This is a genomic window from Salicibibacter cibarius (assembly GCF_016495725.1).
In the GTDB taxonomy this organism is placed as follows: Bacteria; Bacillota; Bacilli; order Bacillales; family Marinococcaceae; genus Salicibibacter; species Salicibibacter cibarius.
This window is the reverse complement of the sequence record NZ_CP054705.1, coordinates 2,136,930-2,157,736: the sequence shown is the minus strand read 5'-3', so window position 1 is coordinate 2,157,736 and position 20,807 is coordinate 2,136,930. Positions and strand designations below refer to the sequence as shown.

16 protein-coding genes are annotated in these 20,807 nt (G+C 46.9%); 6 read left to right on the top strand and 10 right to left on the bottom strand.

The window, feature by feature from the left end; genetic code table 11:
• The first annotated feature begins 71 nt into the window (after positions 1-71).
• On the top strand, positions 72-302 hold the full coding sequence (gene yidD, locus HUG15_RS11290) for a membrane protein insertion efficiency factor YidD (RefSeq protein WP_200128707.1): 231 nt from the start codon (positions 72-74) through the stop codon (positions 300-302).
• Here yidD and HUG15_RS11285 read toward each other — a convergent pair.
• The 4 genes from HUG15_RS11285 to kapB form a co-directional block, all read right to left on the bottom strand.
• Entirely contained in the window at positions 299-1,471 is a 1,173-nt protein-coding gene (locus tag HUG15_RS11285) for a M24 family metallopeptidase (protein ID WP_200128706.1), read from the bottom strand. The genes yidD and HUG15_RS11285 overlap by 4 nt on opposite strands.
• 455 nt (positions 1,472-1,926) lie before the next feature.
• On the bottom strand, positions 1,927-3,357 hold the full coding sequence (locus tag HUG15_RS11280) for an aldehyde dehydrogenase family protein (protein WP_246516597.1): 1,431 nt from the start codon (positions 3,355-3,357) through the stop codon (positions 1,927-1,929).
• A 78-nt stretch (positions 3,358-3,435) separates the two neighbouring features.
• The gene (locus HUG15_RS11275; protein ID WP_200128705.1) at positions 3,436-4,470 is read right to left on the bottom strand and encodes a homoserine dehydrogenase; all 1,035 of its coding nucleotides are present in this window, start codon (positions 4,468-4,470) and stop codon (positions 3,436-3,438) included.
• Positions 4,471-4,611: 141 nt separating this feature from the next.
• The gene (kapB, locus tag HUG15_RS11270) at positions 4,612-4,977 is read right to left on the bottom strand and encodes a kinase-associated lipoprotein KapB (RefSeq protein ID WP_200128704.1); all 366 of its coding nucleotides are present in this window, start codon (positions 4,975-4,977) and stop codon (positions 4,612-4,614) included.
• A 167-nt stretch (positions 4,978-5,144) separates the two neighbouring features.
• Between kapB and HUG15_RS11265 the strand changes: the two genes are divergently transcribed.
• Positions 5,145-5,642 (top strand): FUSC family protein, encoded by a 498-nt coding sequence (locus HUG15_RS11265; protein ID WP_200128703.1) that lies wholly within the window; start codon positions 5,145-5,147, stop codon positions 5,640-5,642.
• Between the two features lie 1,030 nt (positions 5,643-6,672).
• Here the strand turns inward: HUG15_RS11265 and HUG15_RS11260 are convergent.
• A complete protein-coding gene (locus tag HUG15_RS11260; protein ID WP_200128702.1) occupies positions 6,673-8,160 on the bottom strand; it encodes a glutamate synthase subunit beta in 1,488 nt (495 codons plus the stop codon).
• A gap of 24 nt (positions 8,161-8,184) precedes the next feature.
• On the bottom strand, positions 8,185-12,756 hold the full coding sequence (gene gltB, locus HUG15_RS11255) for a glutamate synthase large subunit (RefSeq protein WP_200128701.1): 4,572 nt from the start codon (positions 12,754-12,756) through the stop codon (positions 8,185-8,187).
• Positions 12,757-13,016: 260 nt separating this feature from the next.
• Between gltB and HUG15_RS11250 the strand changes: the two genes are divergently transcribed.
• The 4 genes from HUG15_RS11250 to HUG15_RS11235 all read left to right on the top strand — a co-directional run bounded on the left by HUG15_RS11250 (position 13,017) and on the right by HUG15_RS11235 (position 17,006).
• Complete coding sequence (locus HUG15_RS11250) at positions 13,017-14,081, top strand: toxic anion resistance protein (RefSeq protein ID WP_200128700.1); 1,065 nt, start codon at positions 13,017-13,019, stop codon at positions 14,079-14,081.
• 18 nt (positions 14,082-14,099) lie between these two features.
• On the top strand, positions 14,100-15,014 hold the full coding sequence (locus tag HUG15_RS11245) for a hypothetical protein (RefSeq protein ID WP_200128699.1): 915 nt from the start codon (positions 14,100-14,102) through the stop codon (positions 15,012-15,014).
• 17 nt (positions 15,015-15,031) lie between these two features.
• Positions 15,032-15,967 carry an MBL fold metallo-hydrolase gene (locus tag HUG15_RS11240; protein WP_200128698.1) on the top strand — a complete coding sequence of 312 codons (936 nt, stop codon included), beginning with the start codon at positions 15,032-15,034 and terminating at the stop codon, positions 15,965-15,967.
• Between the two features lie 79 nt (positions 15,968-16,046).
• Positions 16,047-17,006, top strand: coding sequence for a DUF2777 family protein (locus HUG15_RS11235; RefSeq protein ID WP_200128697.1), 960 nt, complete (start codon positions 16,047-16,049; stop codon positions 17,004-17,006).
• 171 nt (positions 17,007-17,177) lie between these two features.
• Here HUG15_RS11235 and HUG15_RS11230 read toward each other — a convergent pair whose 3' ends face one another.
• From HUG15_RS11230 to HUG15_RS11215, 4 genes are all read right to left on the bottom strand, one after another.
• On the bottom strand, positions 17,178-18,689 hold the full coding sequence (locus HUG15_RS11230; RefSeq protein ID WP_200128696.1) for a PH domain-containing protein: 1,512 nt from the start codon (positions 18,687-18,689) through the stop codon (positions 17,178-17,180).
• Positions 18,682-19,161, bottom strand: a complete 480-nt coding sequence (locus HUG15_RS11225; RefSeq protein ID WP_200128695.1) for a PH domain-containing protein — start codon at positions 19,159-19,161, stop codon at positions 18,682-18,684. The genes HUG15_RS11230 and HUG15_RS11225 overlap by 8 nt, the downstream gene beginning before the upstream one ends.
• A 284-nt stretch (positions 19,162-19,445) precedes the next feature.
• Positions 19,446-19,658 carry a hypothetical protein gene (locus tag HUG15_RS11220; protein WP_200128694.1) on the bottom strand — a complete coding sequence of 71 codons (213 nt, stop codon included), beginning with the start codon at positions 19,656-19,658 and terminating at the stop codon, positions 19,446-19,448.
• Positions 19,655-20,806, bottom strand: coding sequence for a conserved virulence factor C family protein (locus HUG15_RS11215; RefSeq protein WP_200128693.1), 1,152 nt, complete (start codon positions 20,804-20,806; stop codon positions 19,655-19,657). The genes HUG15_RS11220 and HUG15_RS11215 overlap by 4 nt, the downstream gene beginning before the upstream one ends.
• Position 20,807: the final 1 nt, after the last annotated feature.

Here is a 20,807-nt window from a genome sequence, read left to right as displayed (position 1 = left end):
GCAGCTAAGGCTTTTCGCCATAAAAGCTTGGCGAAAAGCCAGTTTTCTAATAAATGAATTGAGGAGCACATATGCTGCGTAAAGTGTTAATTTTCCCTATTAAATTGTACCGGCGCTACATCTCTCCTTATACACCGCCAAGTTGTCGTTTTTACCCGACATGCTCCCAATATGCGGTCGAAGCCATTGAAAAACAAGGGGCTTTCAAGGGTATCCTGCTGGCCATTGTTCGAGTGAGCAAATGCCACCCTTTTCATCGTGGCGGTTACGACCCGGTACCGGAGAAAAAGAAAAAGGATTAGCCAATTGGCTTTTCATAAATTTCACGATTGAAGGACGTGAACGTCTCTATCCCATCTTCTGTCACTAACAGCGGCTCTGTAATCTCGATTCCGAAATCATCAAACCAAATGCCCGGCATGAGATGAAAAGCCATATTGGGTTCCAGGATGGAATGATCGCCTTTTCGGAAACTTATCGTATGCTCTCCCCAATCCGGAGGATAGCTCAATCCGATCGAGTAACCCAATCTGGAAGCTTTCACGTAACCATGTTTGGCAATTGAGTTGCTCCAAGTCTCTTCCACTTCTTCAGCTGTCATGCCCGGTTTCATAGCGGCAAGCGTATCCGAAATCCCTTCATTAACGACCTTTCCAACATCCCGGACAAAGTCCGGAGCTTTTCCGATAGCCATTGTTCTCGCCATCGGTGTATGGTAGCGATGATAACAACCGGCGATTTCCAATGTTAAAAAATCGCCTTCTTTATATTTTTTTTCGGTCCAGGTCAAGTGTGGGCTTGCCGTATACTTTCCTGACGGCAACATTGGAACGATGGACGTATAATCTCCGCCAAAATCTTCGCTGCCGTAGATTTGAGCATGATAAATGGCTGCCGCTACTTCATTTTCCCGCACGCCTACATCTACTTTGTCGTAGGCCGCTTGCATGGCATTTTCCACAATAAATGCAGCTTTTCGCATATAGTCGATTTCTGCATCGCTTTTGATTACCCGTACCCAATTTACGAGAGAGCTTGCATTTTTAAACTCGGCATCCGGCAATCCGAATTGCAGCCTGTCGTGGCACATAGCCGTGTAATAAAAGGCATCCATCTCGACACCGATTTTTCTTGTATGTTGTCCCAAGTCATTTAACACGTGAGCAACAAAATCCATCGGATGTTTAATCGTTGATTGAACAAATTCATCAGGGTAAGAGATAATGTGAGAGTCGCTTAACCAAGTGGTTATTTTTGCGCCTTTCGCATCCATTTCCCGGCCAATCCAAACCGGTTCTTCCTCATCGATGAAAACGATGACAGCTTGATGGACATAAAAACTCCAGGCATCATACCCCGTGATATAACACATATTGGAAGGATTGGAAAGAATCAAGACCTCTACGCCGTATTCTTGCATTTTCTGCTTCGTTTTGTTCAACCTCGTCACAAATTCATCTTTCGAGAACATTTATCTCCCCCCTCTTATAATCGCCATATTATGCTGGAAACGCAGAAGCCGCCACATTTTCACAAGATGTGGCCGGCTTAGAGCTGTGAAAACGCCAACCTGTTATTCTTATCAAATTAGGCTGCCGGAGAATCGGGACTTTAATCACGAGAGGAGACAGCCTGCACTTTCCTTCTTTTTTGGGTTTGTGTTAACAATGTGTTTGCTTTTTCGATGACACTTATTTTTTTGTAACTAGCCACTTCTATGGACAGGAGTGCCGTCTAACAATCTCAAATCATGTTGTACGTGCTTTTTACATGTGCAACACTGTTCCTACCCATCAGAACTTCACGCACGACAGGGCAAGGAGCTAGAGCAGGCACCCCCGGTGTGCCGTGACCCAAAGAACGTAGCCAATGAAGGCTTAGGCTAGTCAATAAGGGCTTTTGCAAGCCCGCGTCTTTAGACGTGGGTTATTGACTTTCTATTTTGAAGCTCACGACTCGCGGTTCCGTCATATCCATGATTGCATTGTGCACGCCTTCCCGATTAATGCCGGATCCTTTAACCCCGCCAAAAGGCATTGCATCTACTCGGAAATCACTGCTGTCGTTGATAATGACGCCACCGACATGCAGGTCGTAAGCAGCTTTGTGAGCTGTTTGCAGATGATTCGTAAAAACACCTGCTTGCAGGCCAAAATTGACTTCATTTGCCGATCGGATAGCTTCATCATAATCGGAAAACGTATGAAGGGTGGCAACAGGGCCAAAAATCTCATCTTCATACAACGTTGAACTTTTGGGAACGTTGCTTAATAACGTTGGGGACACGAATGCGTCTCTGTGCGTGCCGCCGAGAAGCACTTCCGCTCCTTGTTCTTTTGCATTCTCAATGTTTGTCATGATGCTTTTTGCTTCTTTTTCGGAAATCACAGGTCCCATGTCGGTGTCTTCGCTCTTTTTATCGCCGGTGACCAGTTGTTTTGCTTTTTGTATGAATTTATCCGTGAAGCTTTGTTCAACATCTTTATGGACAAAAATTCTTTGCACACTCAAGCAATTTTGGCCGCCTGCGCCGTATGCTCCGTCAACGGCAGCTTCCGCCGCTTTTTCCAAATTGGCATCTTTAAAAACGATAAATGGGGAGTTCGAGCCAAGTTCCATACTCAATTTTTTCAAACCCGCGCTTTTGGCGATTTTTTCACCGGCCTCCAATCCTCCGGTAAACGTGATCATCCGAACGTCCCGGCTTTCAAGCATAGGAGGCGTCACTTCGCTGCCGCGCCCGGTAATCGTACTCATCACTTTCGCAGGCAACCCAGCCTCAAGAAATTTTTCCGTAAGCCATAAAGCAGATAACGGTGTTTGTGTCGCGGGCTTGAGTATAACGGCATTTCCACTCGCGATCGCCGGCGCAATTTTATGAACAACGAGGTTCAAAGGGTCATTAAACGGTGTAATCGCGCCTATAATCCCTAATGGAAAACGAAATGTGTATCCATGTCGATCAGCATTTCCGGATACCTGATCAAAATTGATCGTTTCCCCTGTCAAACGCCTAGCCTCTTCTGCAGCCAAACGGAGGGTCTCAGCGGCACGACTCGCTTCCGAACGTGCCTCGCTAATCGTTTTAATGCCTTCCGTGGCAATGATCTGGGCAGCTTCTTCTACATTTTCATCCACCAACTTCGCGGTGTTTACAAGGATATCCATGCGTTGTTTCGTCGTAAGATTGGCAGCTACCTTTTTTCCATCTATAGCCATCGCCAATGCTTCTTCCATATCTTCGGACGTGCCTTTCGGAACGGTGGCGATAATTTCTCCGGTACCCGGATCATCCACTTCGATCACTTGCGATTTATTTTTCCATTCTCCTGCTAAAAACATTGCTTTTTCCTTCATCAATTCAACCACCTACCTTTGAAAAAGTGAATACTAAAGTTCTTTACCCTTTATTGTTCACTTTTACACACATGAGACTTAATTCCTCCCAATTGTGAGAATGTCACTAAGCACTGCGTATCCGGTTTCAGTGATTCCCGCGCCTGCACCGGTAAGGGTTACTTCCCCCAACAAATCACATTGATAACAAATGCCATTCGCCGGTCCCGAAATGCTCGCGAGGGGATCGGTATCATCCAATTTTTCAGGGCGAACATGTCCCTCTACCCGTTCTCCATTTTTTTCGATGACGCCGATTAGTTTCCATGTTTTCCCTTCGCGCTTTGCCTCGGCAATGTCTGCTTCCGTTAAATGGGCGATCCCTTGACAGGCAATGTCATCTCTCGACACGTTTCCTCCCATGAGAACATTCGCAAGAATAATGACTTTACCCTGAACATCATACCCTTCGACATCATTGGTCGGATCAGCTTCCGCATAGCCTTTCGATTGGGCATTTGCGAGGGCATCTTCATAGCTAACGCCAGTGGCCATCTCAGTGAGCATACTGTTTGTCGTTCCATTTAAAATCCCGCGGATCTTCTGTATGTCGTTGCCGGCTAATGTTTCCGTTGCCATTCTTAACACTGGCGTCCCACTCATAACCGTTCCTTCGAAAAAAATGCCGACATCATTTTTTGCGGCTGACTGTTTCAATTCCCGATAGGCGTTTACCACCGGTCCTTTATTCGTCGTGACTACATGCTTACCGGCAGATAATGCTGCTTTGCAATGATCTATGGCTGGCTGCCCGGTTTCTATATCCGTAGGGGTGAGCTCCACGACGACATTTGCATTCGTTTTTTTCACCGTGGTAATAGCGTCCCACCCCTTTTCCAATCCAGACTCATCCGTATAATGATGGAGAGTACCATCTTCTTGCAGGCTGGATAAGACTTTGTCTAAATCCAAACCGTTGGCATGATGCAAACCGCCTTTTGAAACGTCAGAAATCGAGACAATTTCAATAGATTGCCCGTACTCTTTTTGCAAAGCCGCTTTCTTTTCTTTGATAATATTCAAAAACCCGTGAGCGACACCGCCGAAACCTAAGAGCGCAACTTTGTGATCCATCTGCGACTCCCCTCTACATCATTTATTAATCTTGTTTCATTGACGATCGAAATATGGGGATATCGGGGGAAAAGTCTATCCTCCTTTTCTCGCCTTATGGTTTATGTTAATGCCAAAATATTCCCTACCCCATGATACGACTTACGAGTCAAATTTATATCTTGTTTCAAGTTTTTCCAAACTTTTAAGCGCTTCATTTCCAAATTCATCGTTTCGTGCTTTCATTTTTTTCATTTCTTCATCCAGCGCTGTTCGCAAACTTTCTTTATAGTCAGGAATGTCCTGATCGTATGCTTGTACCGTTACCGTAGGCACCCACGTTTTTTCATATTGGGATAACGCATTTCTCTCGTGAAAAAGAGGAACATTCGTATCAAACCCTTGATGCAGATCTCCTTGCAGTGGATGTTTGAGAACGGCCAATACTTTTAATAATGTACGGTCTCCTTTTTCTTCAATTTTTTCTCCGACATATACCCCAGTTTTATATTTTCCCTGAATAATCATGATTCGCACCTCTTTCTTCTAAAGTTCTCCTATTGTTATCTTAAGAGATTATGCACACACTCAGCAATGATTTCGATTGTGTGCATAATCTCCCCTTTTATTAGGAAGATTATAATTGAAGGTAGATTATTACGGTACGTGAAATTTTATTGTTTGGAGGGCTTCGTTTGAATTGGGCAGCCATGTTGAGCAGACGATTGTTTAAAGCAGGCTTAAGTATTGGTTTGAGTATTGCCGTTTGCCTACATTTGCAGCTTTCTCCCCTTTTTGCCGTTATTGCGGCGGTGCTCACTTGGGATCCCAAAGGTGTCAGTGCGGTGCGCAACGGATGGACCCGTTTGCTCTCTGCCTGTATAGGTGCCGGATTTGCTTTGCTTTTCTTTTACACCCTCGGTGCACACCCATTCGTTTACGCTTTTATAACCGTCATCACGCTGGCTTTTTGTTATTACAGGAATATCGGTAAATTCAGGGCGATCGCTTCCGTTACCGCCATTGCCATATTGCCGACAATGGCTGGTGCTGAACTTTACGAATACATCACACGTGTCATGAGCACGTTAGTTGGCATCATCATGTCTTCGATCATGAACATTATCCTTTATAAGTCGTCCACGATGGCACCTTTCAAAAAAGAAGCGAAAAATGTCGGCGCCAAGGACTAATGCAACAATCCATTTCCTATAAATAATTGAACGGGCTCCGCGCAGTTTGACCTCCACACTATAGGACAAGTCGCGCAAAAAGACCGAACCCCGTGTCAATCGGCCGTATGCAGTCGCACATCGATCTATTTTCGATGATCAACCTGATTCCAAACCGTTAAAAAGCCTCCATCGATCTGCTTTCGGCGATCACCCTGATTTCAGATCGTTAGAAAGCCCCCATCGATCTACTGTCAAAGGTCAGTCAGTTTTCAGATCGATTGACCACACATCGCACGATTTTTAGAAAGATATTTCTCCCTTTGTTCGCCAGCCCAATGGTATTCATACCCATTATGAGAGAGACAGGGTTCACATTGTCGCCCCTCTAAAGGCGTGTTTCTTCTTTTGAGTTCTCAGTTGTCAGATCTGAGGACTCATTGGGGCTAATAACTGCATTTTGAGTCCTCAGTTGCCCGATCTGAGGACTCATCGGGGTTAAAAACTACATTTTGAGTCCTCAGTTGCCCGATCTGGGGACTCATCGGGGTTAAAAACTACATTTTGAGTCCTCAGTTGCCCGATCTGAGGACTCATCGGGGTTAAAAACTACATTTTGAGTCCTCAGTTGCCCGATCTGGGGACTCATCGGGGTTAAAAACTACATTTTGAGTCCTCAGTTGCCGTGGTTGATCATCGTTTGGCTGGATTTTTGCGCGGGAAAGCATTTTTGAAACGTTGCACTAGGAGTCTGTCCGACGAAGTGAAAGTAACGAGGAGGATATACAGCATATATATTCGCAAATGAAGCATTACGAGAATGTTTACGATCATCGGGGGGAACAAATCCCATCGTTCATGAAGCGGCAGCCGAGTGCATTCACACATTAAGCGCCTCTCTGTTATGGGCACAGGAAAAAGAGCAGGGCGAAAACATCCCTGCTCTTTTGGAAAACTTGGTTTTTCGCCAAGCTTTTATGGCGAAAGCCTTCACCCAACTTTTCTACCAACAAAAACCAATTGCGTTCGTCACCAGCAAAGACTCCGGTGCTCAAGGCAAAATGGTCGATCCGGTTAAATAACGGTCACATTCTCTTGCCGCTTCCCTTCCTTCATGAATGGCCCAAACGACGAGGCTTTGGCCACGGCGATTGTCGCCTGCCGCAAACACACCGGTTTGGGTTGTTGCGTAATCTCCGTACGCCGCGTCTACCGTGCCGTGCTTTGTCATGTTTACGCCCATTTGTTCGAGAAGGTTCCGTTCGGGACCCGTAAAACCGATCGCAAGCAATATGAGATCCGCTTCCCAGACCTGCTCTGTCCCGGAGATCGGTTTTCTCTCCTTTTTCCCATTTTCGTAAACGGTGTCTGCCTGGACAGCTTTTAGACCGATAAGATTTCCGCAATTATCGGTGAGAAATTCGGTCGTGAGCCACTGATAAACACGAGGGTCCTTTCCGTAAACAGCCTCGGCTTCTTTTTGCCCCTCTTCTTGTTTGTACGTCATCGGAAACAACGGCCATGCATCTTCTTCTCCGCGCACTTCATCTTTTTCGGTGTTAATGTCAAATTGCGTGATCGATTTTGCGCCGTGACGGACAGAGGTTGTGATACAGTCCACACCGGTGTCGCCCCCTCCGATCACGATGACATCCTTATCTTTAGCCGAAATATAATCATTGTTACGTAAATGGTGGTTCAGTAATGCTTTCGTGTTTTGCGTCAGAAAATTCATGGCGTATTCAATGCCGTTTGCGTGATACCCCGGGGCACCTTCAACACCTCTCGGAACTTGTGCGCCCGTACAAAGGATCACGCCATCAACGGATTGGCGTAATTCGTCCCAACGGATCGTTGTTCCGATATCAACGCCGGTTTTGAATGTTACGCCTTCTTCCTCAAGCAAGTGAATACGGCGCATGACGGTTTCATATGGTAATTTCACATCAGGGATGCCGTAGGTGAGCAAGCCGCCGATCCGATCCTCTTTTTCATAGACAATCACTTCATGGCCGGCTCTGTTTAGCTGGGCGGCTGCCGCCAAACCGGCCGGCCCGGAACCAATGACCGCCACTTTCTTGCCGGTGCGGCGAAGCGGTTGCTTCGCCTTGATCCACCCTTCGCGAAAACCTTTTTCTACAATTTGCAGTTCGATTGATTTGATCGTTACCGGTTCGGTGTCAATGGCGACTGTACAAGAGCCTTCGCAAGGAGCGGGACACACCCTCCCGGTAAACTCCGGAAAATTGTTCGTTTTATGCAGACGCGCAAGCGCTTCTTTCCAATGGCCTTTATAAACAAGATCGTTCCATTCCGGAATGAGGTTATACACCGGGCAGCCGATTTCATTGGAGCCCGGCATATTCGTTCCCGCTTGACAAAAGGGGATGCCACAATCCATACAGCGCGACGCCTGCGCTTGCACTTCTTCTTCCGGGGGCGTCAACTGGTATTCTTTCCAATCGTTCACCCTCTCTTTTGGGTCCCTTTTCGGGGGGGTTTTACGTTCAATCTCCATAAATCCGGTGGGTTTTCCCATATTATCCCTCCCCTGTCTAGGTTTCTAATGTAGTTGTTTTTGTTTGCTTTTATCGAACGTCATCATGATCGCTTCATCTTCGGATAACCCTTCCCATTTCAACGCTTCGATCGCCTGCAACATTTTACGGTAATTGGACGGAATCACTTTTACAAATTGTGTGATGGCGACGTTCCAATCGGCCAAAATGCGTGAACCTAACGCGCTGTCCGTATGATCCACGTGCTTGCCGATCAACGTGAACAATTCTTCGGCATCGTCACCTGTCACGCGTTCAATCTCCACCAATTCCCGATTGCAACAGTACGCAAATACGTTGTCCGGATTATATACAAACGCTTCTCCGCCTGACATCCCGGCTGCAAAGTTCTTGCCGGTTGCACCCAGGACAACGACACGTCCGCCGGTCATATATTCAAGGGCGTGATCGCCTACTCCTTCCACGACGACATTTGCGCCGCTGTTTCGTACACAAAAACGCTCCCCTGCGATTCCCGATATATAAGCCTCTCCGGATGTAGCACCATAAAAGGCGGCATTTCCGGCAATAATATTGTCCTCGGCGTCGATCTGCGCTTCGGCTTGTGGCGCCGCGATGATTTTGCCGCCGGAAAGCCCTTTGCCGATATAATCATTGGCATCTCCGAGCAAGCAAAGCGTCATTCCTTTCGGAATAAAGCTCCCAAAACTTTGGCCGGCTGACCCGGAAAAGGTCAGATTGATCGTATCTTCCGGTAAACCTTCAGAGCCGTATGTTTTGGAGATGGCACTTCCAAGAACCGTACCGACCGCACGATTAATGCTCCAAATGGGCAAGGAAACCCGCACAGGTTGTTGGTTTTCAAGCGCCGGACGGCACTTATCCATTAAGACTTTCCGGTCTAACGAATCGTCTACCAGGTGCTCTTGCTTTCCATTGCCTACATGGGCGGCTTGATCATCGGCTTTCGGACGGTATAGAAGCGATTGTACGTTCATTTGTTTGGCTTTTGGATTCGTGATTGATGCTTTTTGTTCCAAAAGATCCGTACGTCCGATCAAGTCATCGAGTTTCGTGAAACCGAGTGTCGCCATAACCTCTCGTATTTCTTCTGCAATAAATGTCATAAAACGCACGACTTGGTCCGCGGATCCCCCGAATTTTTTTCTCAGTTCCGGGTTTTGTGTCGCGATCCCGACCGGGCAAGTATCAATATGGCACACGCGCATCATGACACAACCGATGACGACGAGCGGTGCGGTCGAAAACGCGTACTCCTCAGCGCCTAATATCGCGGCGTAAATCACATCTTTTCCTGTCATCAGCTTCCCGTCGGTTTCAAGCCGAATACGGTTTCTTAACCCATTCATCACCAGTGTTTGGTGGGCATCGGCCAGACCGATTTCCCAAGGAAGGCCGGTATGCTTGATGGAAGTGCGGGCGGCAGCGCCTGTTCCGCCGTCATACCCGCTGATGACGATCCCGTCCGCACGCCCTTTTGCCACACCGGTGGCGATCGTCCCCACACCGGTTCCGGAGACAAGTTTTACACTAATGTTGGCCTGCGGGTTTGCATGCTTAAGGTCATGAATCAATTGCGCCAAATCTTCAATTGAATAGATATCATGGTGCGGAGGTGGTGAAATCAATCCAACACCGGCAGTCGTTCCGCGAACCGCCGCAACCCATGGGTATACTTTCTCTCCGGGAAGTTGTCCGCCTTCCCCGGGCTTTGCCCCTTGCGCAATTTTGATTTGGATTTCATCGGCATTTACCAAATAATGACTCGTTACACCGAAACGTCCCGAAGCAACTTGCTTGATCGCACTGCGACGAAGATCCCCATTCTCATCCCTCGTAAACCGATTCCGATCTTCCCCGCCTTCCCCGGTGTTGGATTTTCCCCCAATCCGGTTCATGGCGATCGCCAACGTCTCATGGGCCTCTTTGGAAATGGACCCGAAAGACATGGCTCCCGTTTTGAACCGTTTAAAAATCTCTTCGACGGGTTCAACATCTCCAAGGGGAACGGAAGAACGATCTTTTTTTAAGTGTAGCAGCCCGCGCAGCGTCGTTTGCCGTTCACTTTGTTCATCGATCGAACGGCTATAGTTTCTGAACATTTCTTGGTCATTGGTACGACACGCTTGCTGCAACATGTGAATCGTATGGGGATTGTATTGATGCTCTTCCCCACCGCGGCGCCATTGATGATCATCGCCGGCATCAAGGGCAAGTTCATCAAAGTGAAGAAGCTCGTATGCCCGTTGATGGCGTTTGAATGATTCACTCGCTATCGTCGGTAAGTCAATCCCGCTTATCCGGGAATCCGTCCACGTAAAATGACGGTCAATGACTGTTTCATCGATGCCGACAGCTTCAAAAATTTGCGCGCCCCGATAACTTTGAATCGTGGAAATTCCCATTTTCGAAAGAACTTTCATAATTCCCTTTGTTGCGGTATTAATGTACCGTTGTACCGCTTCAATGTAAGAATAATCCGAGAGTTCACCGTTTTTGATCGACTCATCCAATGTTTGGAACACAAGATATGGATTGATCGCCTCGGCCCCGTATCCGAGCAATACACAATGGTGATGAACTTCTCTCGGTTCACCGGACTCTACGAGCAGGCTTACTTGCGTACGTCTCCCATTGCGAATAAGGTGATGGTGCAAGCCCGATACTGCCAGCAAGACCGGCATCGGTACCCATTCCGAAGAAAACGCCCGGTCGCTTAAAACGAGAAGGGTCGCGCCACGTTCGATGGCTTTATCTGCTTCCGCAAATAATTGTTCCAATGCCATATCGATGTCCTCAGCCCCATTCGTTGCCGAAAACACCATCGACAATGTCGCTGCGCGAAGCCCTCTTTCATCGCACGTGCGTAATTTGGCCATCTCTTCATCGGTAATAATCGGAGTATCCAAATAGATTCGTCGCGCGTTTTCCGGTCCCGGATGCAACAAATTCCCTTCACGGCCAATCGTTGTTCCGACAGCAGTAACCGTTTCTTCCCGAATGGCATCGATCGGGGGATTGGTCACTTGGGCGAATTGTTGCTTGAAATAATTGAATAAAAGCTGCGGTTTCTCCGCCAATACGGCGAGTGGATGATCGTATCCCATGGATCCAACCGGATCCGCACCGTCTTTAACCATCGGCAGCAATTGTTTCGTAATTTCTTCTTCTGTGTAACCGTGCACCGATTGCTGCAACCGGAGAGGCTCCCCGTCTTCCAACGTGTTAGCGGCATGCTCACGAATGTCATCAAGGGTGAGCATTTGCTCTTTTACCCACTGTTTGTATAGCTCTTCGCCGATAATCTTGCTTTTCACTTCTTCATCGGGAAGAATGCGACCTTCATCCGGATCGACAATAAGCATTTGCCCGGGATACAAGCGGCTTTTCTTTACAATTTTCTCCGGTGCCACCGGCAGTACCCCGACTTCCGATGACATGACGACAATATCATCTTCCGTCACGATGTATCTGGACGGCCGCAAGCCATTACGATCCAAACTGGCGCCGACTTGACTGCCATCGGTAAACACAATGGCGGTCGGCCCATCCCAAGGTTCCATTAAACAACTATGAAATTGATAAAACGCGCGCTTCGATTCACTCATCCCATACGTATTTTGCCATGGCTCGGGAATCATCGTCATGGCTGTATGGGCCATGGAACGTCCGGATAACGTCAGAAACTCAAACGCATTGTCAAACATGGACGAATCACTGCCGCTTCCATCGATAATCGGCTTTGCTTTTTCCAAGTCGTCTCCGAACGCCCGGGAATGAAAAACAGATTCGCGGGCATGCATCCAGTTCACATTCCCTTTGATCGTGTTGATTTCCCCGTTATGCATTAAATAACGATTCGGATGGGCACGTTCCCAACTGGGAAACGTATTCGTGCTGAAACGGGAATGAACGAGCGCCATCGTGCTTTTGAACGTCTTTTTTTGTAAATCGACGTAGAAGCTTCCCAACTGTTCCGTCGTCAGCATGCCTTTATAAACAATCGTTTTTGTTGATAAACTTGCAAAATAAAAAGGTTCATCATTACTAACCCACTTGGGCACGTCCCGTTCCGCACGCTTTCGAAGCACGTATAGTTTTCTTTCCAAATCGATATCGCTTAAATCTGTAGCCCGAATAAACACTTGCTCTATAAATGGCCGAGCGCCAAGAGCGATATCACCAATGCCCTCTTCATTCACCGGCACGCTTCTGAAGCCAAGCACTTCCGCGCCTTCTTCGGCGCATATGTCCATGAGCATTGATTTACAAACGTCTCGTTTTTCTTTGTCGGTAGGCAAAAACATCATGCCGACGCCGTATTCCCCAGCTGTTGGAAGTGGAAAACCTTCTTTTTCCGCCTCCGCCTTAAAAAACGCGTGGGGGATTTGCAATAGGATCCCTGCCCCATCACCGGAATTTTTCTCGGCGCCTGCCCCTCCGCGATGTTCCAAGTTGCACAACAAATCTAACGCACTTCGGACGATCATGTAAGAAGGGGCTCCTTTCATATTTGCGAGAAAACCAATCCCGCAATTGTCACGTTCAAAATCCGATCGATAGAGACCCGGGCTTTTTACGTCTTGGTTTAGCATGGTGCTTTCACCTCTTCCTTTTTTGGGTAAGGAAGAGTTTATCACTTGTCTGAACCTTCGGCAATATTTTTTTTATTTCATGCAAGAAGCTGAAAGCGCTTAATGAAAGGCCATTAAAGAAATTTTTTATCGAAAATTTTTTCCTTCTTATTTTCCCGCAACGACCTTCCAATCGTAGTAAAACGAGTATGTAACGACGAATTCGTCTTAAAATGATACAATGGATATAGCATATTTTGCGTAAAGGGGAGAAGCAATGCATGTCCGAAGAAAATAATCAGGAAAATGAAGAAATAGAAACGCAGCTCCCTGAAGAAGAACAGTCGAAAGCAGAGGAAGCTGCTAAAGGTTACATGGAAAAATTTAAAGAAAACGACGATGCCACAGCGTTAGTGAACGAACTTGGCAATTTGGGCGAACAAGAACAAAAACTGGCCGGGGATTCGTTGGAAGCATTAAAACGGCCGGTTGGGGAAATGTTGGAACAAAAAAACAATGAACTCCCGGATCGTTTATACGATTTGCGCCAAAAAGTGGCGAGTCTCGAACCCGACCATTTAAAAGAAAGCCGCTTACAAAAAACATTAAACAAGTTGATTCGCAGAGATCCGGTCGAGCAATACGCGAAAAAATATAAAACGGTCGAGGGCCAAGTGGAAAACATTATCGAGTCCCTCCTCGCCGGCAAAGATAAATTGCAGGCCGACAACCTGATGCTCGATCAATTGCGCGAGACCGCAAACGCGCGCATTCAAAATCTTGAACAACAAATCGAAACGGGCAAACAATTAAATGAAATGCTGGAAGCGGAAATGACGGCTGAAGAATGGCGCGATAACCCCGTCCCCTTGCAAAAAGGACAGCAAAAAGTCGTCACCCGAATCCAAAACATGTCCCAGGCGATCATGGTATTGCAGCAATCGCTCGCTTCCGTCGATCTCATTAAAGAAAACAACGAAAAGTTGGAGGAAGCCATTTTTAACGCGATCACAATGACGAAAAACGTCATCACCGTGACCGCTTCCATTCAACTCGCCCTCGGCAATCAGAAAAACGTCATTGATGCCGTTCAAAACGTCAATCAAGCAACCGAAGACATGATTTTAAGCAACGCAAAAACGTTACGCAGCAATACCGAAGAAACGTTAAAAACCCTTGAAGAACCTGCCGTCGCCATTGAATCGTTCCGAGAGGCGTACGAAGACGTGCAGGCGGCAATTGATATAACCGAACAATCCAATGAGCGCATTGTAAAATCGGGCAAAGCATTTATTGCCGAGCTTGAAAAGTTAAACGAAGATGTGCGCAAGAAACTACCTGAGTAGCAAAAGGTGATGATGGTGGTGAAAGATTGGCTCTCAGCATCGATACAAGAATTTTTTCTGCCGGAACGGCTGCGTTCCGTGGATGATCATATTTTTTCCGATCCTAACGGCCTCTCCCTCATTAAAGAAAGCGAGGCCGTCATTGATAAAATTATCACGCACGTCCTCGAAAAGGGACCGATAAAAGGGACGCAAATGTTTAAAAAAAATGGCCGCACTTTCAAGTTAAAACTGAAAGTGAGCCAAAAGCGATTAAAATTGATGAGTTTTGATACCCATCTGTCTCCGTCTGCCATAAAAAAGCGTGTGGTGATCACATTTGTCCGCCAACAAACGTATAAAGCCCAGAAACAACCGTTGAAAGAAGGCCTCGTTTATTACATGAAAAACGGGAAATCACACGTGCGCAGCATCCAAAAATCTCCTTTTTTTCAAGGGATTCTGGAAAAAATTATCCAATTGGATGCAGCACTCGAAGGCCATACGCCTACGCCCGGGCCAAGTGCACCTTTACCAACGGAGGAAGTCTCGGCCAACAATGATGAACAAGCGGAACAATCAAGCTATGAGAAAGCGATAAGGGAACTGTACAGGCAAAATTCCGAGCTTCCGCAAGCACTTTCCAATCGGCTCAAGCAGCTTCTGGAAGAAATAACCACACTGACCCCATCCTTTCATCTGCTTTCGGTAGAAGACCGATATCAAATTAAACGAATGATCGATGAAGATATCCCTCATTTGCTGGAAGCGTACCTGGGGTTGGATGAAGAAACGCAAACGACGCAAATGACCCGCGTATACGAAGCATTGACGAAAATGGAACTCACCTTGCAACGTTTGCAAGAACATGAAAACCGTGCTAAGACCGATCGCTTTGAATACTTGCTGAAATTAAACGAAAAACGATACCCAAATAAAAAAGAAGACGAATGAGAAAGGGGCATGTTCACATGGAAGCAAAGGTTGAAAAACTTGATGCGGATACGTATATGATTGACGGGTATGATCTTAATCTGCCGGAGCGCACCGGCATTTATGTCCTCGACGCCGAAGAATTAACGATCATAGAAACCGGTCCCAGCCTTTCCTATCCGCAAATCAAAGCCGGATTGGAGCAACTCGGGAAAACGCTCGCGGATATCCGCCATATTATCGTCACCCATATCCACCTTGACCATTCCGGCGGCTGCGGGCAATTGCTGAAAGATATTCCCAATGCCACCGTTCACGTCCATCCTTCGGGCAAGAAGCATCTCGTCGCTCCCGAAAAGCTTGTCGAAGGGGCAAAACTCGTGTATGGCTCCAGTTTTCATGATTTGTTCGACCCCGTGATCCCTGTCCCCGCGGAACGAACAAACATATGTGAAGATGGGGACCGTTTGCAGATTGGAACGAACCACACGCTGCGTTTCTTTGATACCCCCGGGCACGCGTTCCACCATATGTCCATCCTTGACGAACACACGAATGCCCTTTTTACCGGTGACACTGTCGGGATTCTTTATCGAGGCTTTCGTCATGAAAAACTACTCGTTTTACCTTCCACTTCCCCGCCGCAATTTGATGCAGCAAACATGAAAGAATCGTGGAAACGGATTGAATCATTACAACCGGCGACGATTTATTTTGGCCATTTCGGTGGGAGCGGAAATATCGCCGACATTTTCCAATCCACTTCCGAGTGGCTGGAAAAATGGATAAGCCTTACAAAAGAAGTCGCTGCTGAAGAAGGAGGAAGCGGAACGTTAAGCGAGCGTTTATATCAGTCCGTGCGAGACGCATACAAAGGATTAGACGAGAATAACCCTGCCTGGGAAGCAATAAAAATGGATTGTCACGTCTCCTCTCTCGGTTTGTACCAAGCATATGAAAAAGGAAGACTGTGAAAAATGCCCTATGATTGCTGATTTTTGTCGATCACTATATAATGGCAAACAGGTTATTTGCGAAAAGCGAGGGTATTCTATGAACCGAAAAGAAGCAATGGAATATAAAGGATCTACCGTTTTGGTGAACGCCCACCCGGACTGTGTTTATTATGGGGAATTACTGGCTATTGATGCCCCGGACAACAAAACATGGCAAGGCACGGTGCGGATGACAGGCATCCACTCCATAGAAAATGCACACATTGCCTCTCACCTTCCATACGGGGAATGGGAAGAAGTAAAGCTCTCCGGCACAAAAATAAAGCCTTTTTCGGGCAAATTCACACGGTCTTTTCGCGCTTCCCTTTTATATGCCATTCGGGCATTGGAAAAAGAAACAAATACGTCCATCCGTGAACTTGAAAATGAAAAGCAACAATTACAAGACATGCGTCTCGAACTGGGAAATAAACGAGGGAGGTCGGAAGACCCATACTTGTATTTTCATCTCACGGAGGAACACGGGGAAGTCGTTTTAAAAGAACAATCACAAAACGAGAAAATGCTCCTGGAAGGCTGCCCATTTGACATGGACTGGTTTGATTCCGCCCAAAACCAATGGACCAAAATTGCCCATGATCGCCAGTGGACATTTAAAACGGTCACAGGCCGAAAAGTCCGCCTGCAAACGAAAGACTTGATTCGTATTCACAAAGAACAGTTCGAACCTTTTCAAATCCTCCTCAATGAATTGGAATCACCTTCCAAAGAATCATTGGCACGGTTGTTGCACTATTACGGCTTTCAACGCAAACATATGGTCCAGTGCCACAACACCTTGTTACGTCAATTGCTGCAATCGGAAGAGGATCAACATTTTCAAGGCGTTAACTTCATGACATTCCAAAAAAATGATGCGTTTCTTACGATCCAACACCGATTTGAACGGGTGCTCCATAGCGATCGCGATGACTATATTTACGATCGTTTTGAATGCACATCCGAGAACAATGAACGACAAGTGATGACGTATACGAACATGCAAACGTCAAAATGAAAAATTGGCTTTCGCAACGGTTTGCGAAAGCCAATTTTTATCACGACTCTTCACGAAAATCTATCGTTGATATCAGTGAATAATGAGGGTCATAAAACTTGCTGGCGACACGAAGACTCCTGTGGGAAAGCGCAGCGGGAAGACCCCGCAGAAAAAAGCGAATTTCTTTTTTCACATCAACGATTTTTCTTTTTCCCCTTCCCGTGAAAAATCAGGGGTGTCCCCTTCTTTTGAATACCAGGCGAGGAGATCTTCACCCCTAACGGCCGTGATATCACGGATTTCAAAGCTTTTTCCGGACATACTCGATAAAATGGATACGGAATACGTGGACAATCTGCGCCATCTTTGCAACGGCGACTGCGTAACATCTGCTGCCTGAATGCGTTTTCGGGGGATGACTGCCCGATTCAAATTAAACAATCGCCATTGCAAAATAAGATAATTGCCGCTTACATTGAATCCGCCATTGCGATGCCTTAACCAACCAAGAAAAATCCCGAGAAGAATAAACAGTAATGTATAGGCGCCGGACGGCATTAAAAAGCTCAACGGAACCACCACGGCCAAAATCGGAACGACCGCGCGAATCATATAACGAATCAGGGCCCTTCTTGGTAAAGGCTTGATCCCAACTTCGTCTTCGACGACAAATTCCGGCAAAAATTTTCCCAACACTCTGTTGGCCATTCGCCGGTTCACGAGAGGGACGAGAATGGTTGATTGTTGTTCGTCCGCGCGTCCGCCTCCTTTGCTTTCCACATAAATCGTCGTAAAACCAAACGGTTGTCGCAAAATGCCCGTTACAAAGCGCACGGCCGTAATTCGGTGAACGTTTAACGTTAATTGTTTTCTTTCCAACAACCCTCGGGAAATCACCAAATCATTGCCGCGCTTAACGACGGTAAATTGCCCATATTTCACGATAGTGATGACAATGGAAATCAACCATGCAAAAAAGGCAATCAGAAAAATGGCGATCAATAAAAACGTGATCGTTGATGACAGGACAAAACCGACGGTTGTTTCATAAAACGCATCCGGCAACAATACATCCACTTGGGAAAACAAGGCCAGTACAGCCGAGAGGACAAGACCTACCCCGCCGGAAGTCATCCCGGCAAACAACAAATGCTTAAAACCCAATGCCCAAGAAGCTTCAATCTCCTGCTCAAGCGGTTCAGGTTCTTCATCTTCCGTCATTTCCGCAGGCCGGGCTTCTCCATCTTCAGCAGTAACTTCCGGCTTTGCCAAGAGCGTTTGCCTTAAACGCTCAGCTTCCGCACGATCGAGGGCAATCAGATGCACATCCGGCTCGCTTCCCCCACCGGCAGTTTCAATTTGAACTTTCACCAAACCGAACATTCGCTGCAAAATACCCGCGGACATATCGAAGCTTTGCACACGTTTTCGTTGGATATACCGATGCTTTTTGACGAAGATCCCTTGTTTAACGTGAAGCTCCTGATCCTCAACGCGGTACCAATACGTCAACCAATATAATAAACTGTAAACAGCGGAAAAAATGAACAAAAACGGAAGAGCAACCATGGCAAACAGTCCAATCCCCCCACCGGTCGCGCCGACAAAAAAGACGAAGATGATCGGAATGATAAAATCCTTGAGACGGGTGAGCAACATAATGACAACGGTGGCGCCATGCAGGCGCTTTCCATCATTCATCGTCATCAGCCGTTTGCGCGAAAACGGCTATTTGATCGCGGAGATTGGAAGCTGTCTCTTCCGTGAGCGCCGGTATTTGATGAACAGTGGCAGCTGTCGATATGGATACAGCCGCGAGTTTATAATGGCGATAAATGGGACCATGTTCCGTATCTACATGCTGAACCCGAATCATGGGAATCAGCGTCCGGCGAATAATGAACACCCCGTATTGCAAATCAATTTCTTCTTCATATACCTCATAACGCCATCGTCGCCAACGAATCGCCGGCACGAGCAGGCTTTGCAATAAAGCAACGGCAATCCACATCAGAATCAACACGTATAAAATCCATAACGGCCAATCAAACAAAACCGAAACGATTCCGTATCCAACCGGGAAAATTAAATAAAACAAGCTTTCCAAAAACCCGGTAATCCGCCAAACGGGGAGTGCTTTTTTGGAAAGACGGTTTGCAGGTGCTTCCCTCATTAATGTTAGCTCCTTTTTAAGCTGCTTCAAATAACACGTTGCACATGTGTCACACATGCTTAGCAAATCGAGTGGTCAGTCTCAGAAGTTCTCCCTTTTGCGCGATTGGTTGTACCTTTAAAGAGGATATTCCTATCCTGAATGGGACGATTCACGCTTAATTGTACCTCTAAAGAGGAAATTCCTACTCTGAAAGGGACAATTCGCGCTTGGCGGCGGTGGCATATCACAGACTGCGATCGGCCATGGGAAAGAATTTTTATTGCCGCACATTGGCTTAGAACCTACCCATCCGTTTCGTCGGCATCTACAATGGTGACCCCTTTGCCCTTAAGGTACTCAAGGACGGCGTCGTTTAATTGTTGATCTTGTAACAATCCCAAAGAAGGAAGAAGTTCAAGCTCATCCATTTCCCCGTTATCTGCTTCCTCGATCAGCTCCAAAACTTCGTCCAATCCTTTTGACTCCAACGTTTGTATGAGTTCTTCCCTGGTCATTGCAGTCCATCCTTTTCTTTTCGATCGGCTCGAACCGATTCCGTCATTTGTTTCCATATGGATCCCTTTGCTTCTTCCCCGCCTTCAATGCGCTCGAGTGCCATCTGCATTTGCATGTCAACTTCAAATTCGGGGTCGCCGATCGCTTCCTTTAAAGGAGCAATCGCCCGTTCATCCCCGACTTCATAAAGAAACATGGCGGCTCTCCAACGCACGAGTTTGCTTTTGTCTCGCAGACTTTCAATCACCGCGTCCATCGCTTCCGGATCCCCGAGGTCGGAAAAGGCATCTCCGGCTGTGCGCCGCACGGTTACCGATTTGTCTTTGAGTGCTTTATAAAGATAAGGGAGCGTTGCTTTCGTTTCAATCATGCCAATCAACGTCGTGGCAAGTCTACGCACCGATTGCTTTTGATCATCCAGCGCCATATCCAATACAGGAAGGTCTTCTTCGTCGGGATCCATTTGGTCCAAAGCTGCAAAACGATTTTTCCAGTCGGGGTCTTGCAGCATTTCTTTCGTTACCTTCAAAGGTTGTGGGCGTTCTGCCGGGTCTTCTTTATCGGGGTTCCCCCATTGAACGAGTTGATCGAGCCTTTCCTGGCTATAAGCCGCCGCGATTTCCTCGGCTACTTCATTACCAATTGCCTCCAAGTCATTTCCGTAACGGGCGCTGCGTTCTTCCCACTTCCGTTCAAAAACGATGTTTTCCTGTTCACCGGCAGCCGCGAATGCAGCTTCCGTGAATCGGGATGGCAACCCCACTCGCTTTTCTTCTTCTGCCGTCAACACTTTTATTTGCATCGGAATGCTTTTGAATGTTTGCACTTGAATTTGGATTTCACCGAAATGGTCGCTGCCGGCAACAGATGCTTCGGCAGTCTCGGCGCCTTCTTCACCGAATACTTTCCTCGCTTCTGCAAGCACTTGTTCCCAGCTCGCTTTCGGTTCCCGTTCCAAAGCAATAAAATCAGCGACATGATAGACGCCTTTAATGCCTTCAACCTCAAACAATTGTTGAATTTGCAAAGGCGCATCATCTTTGTTGTCTTTCGTGTAATTGCCGCTTTTGCCTCCAGGCAAATGCTCGTCTAACGTTAGTTTCATCGTGTTAGGACTCGGGGTTGGTTCAATTCCGGTAATTTTCATT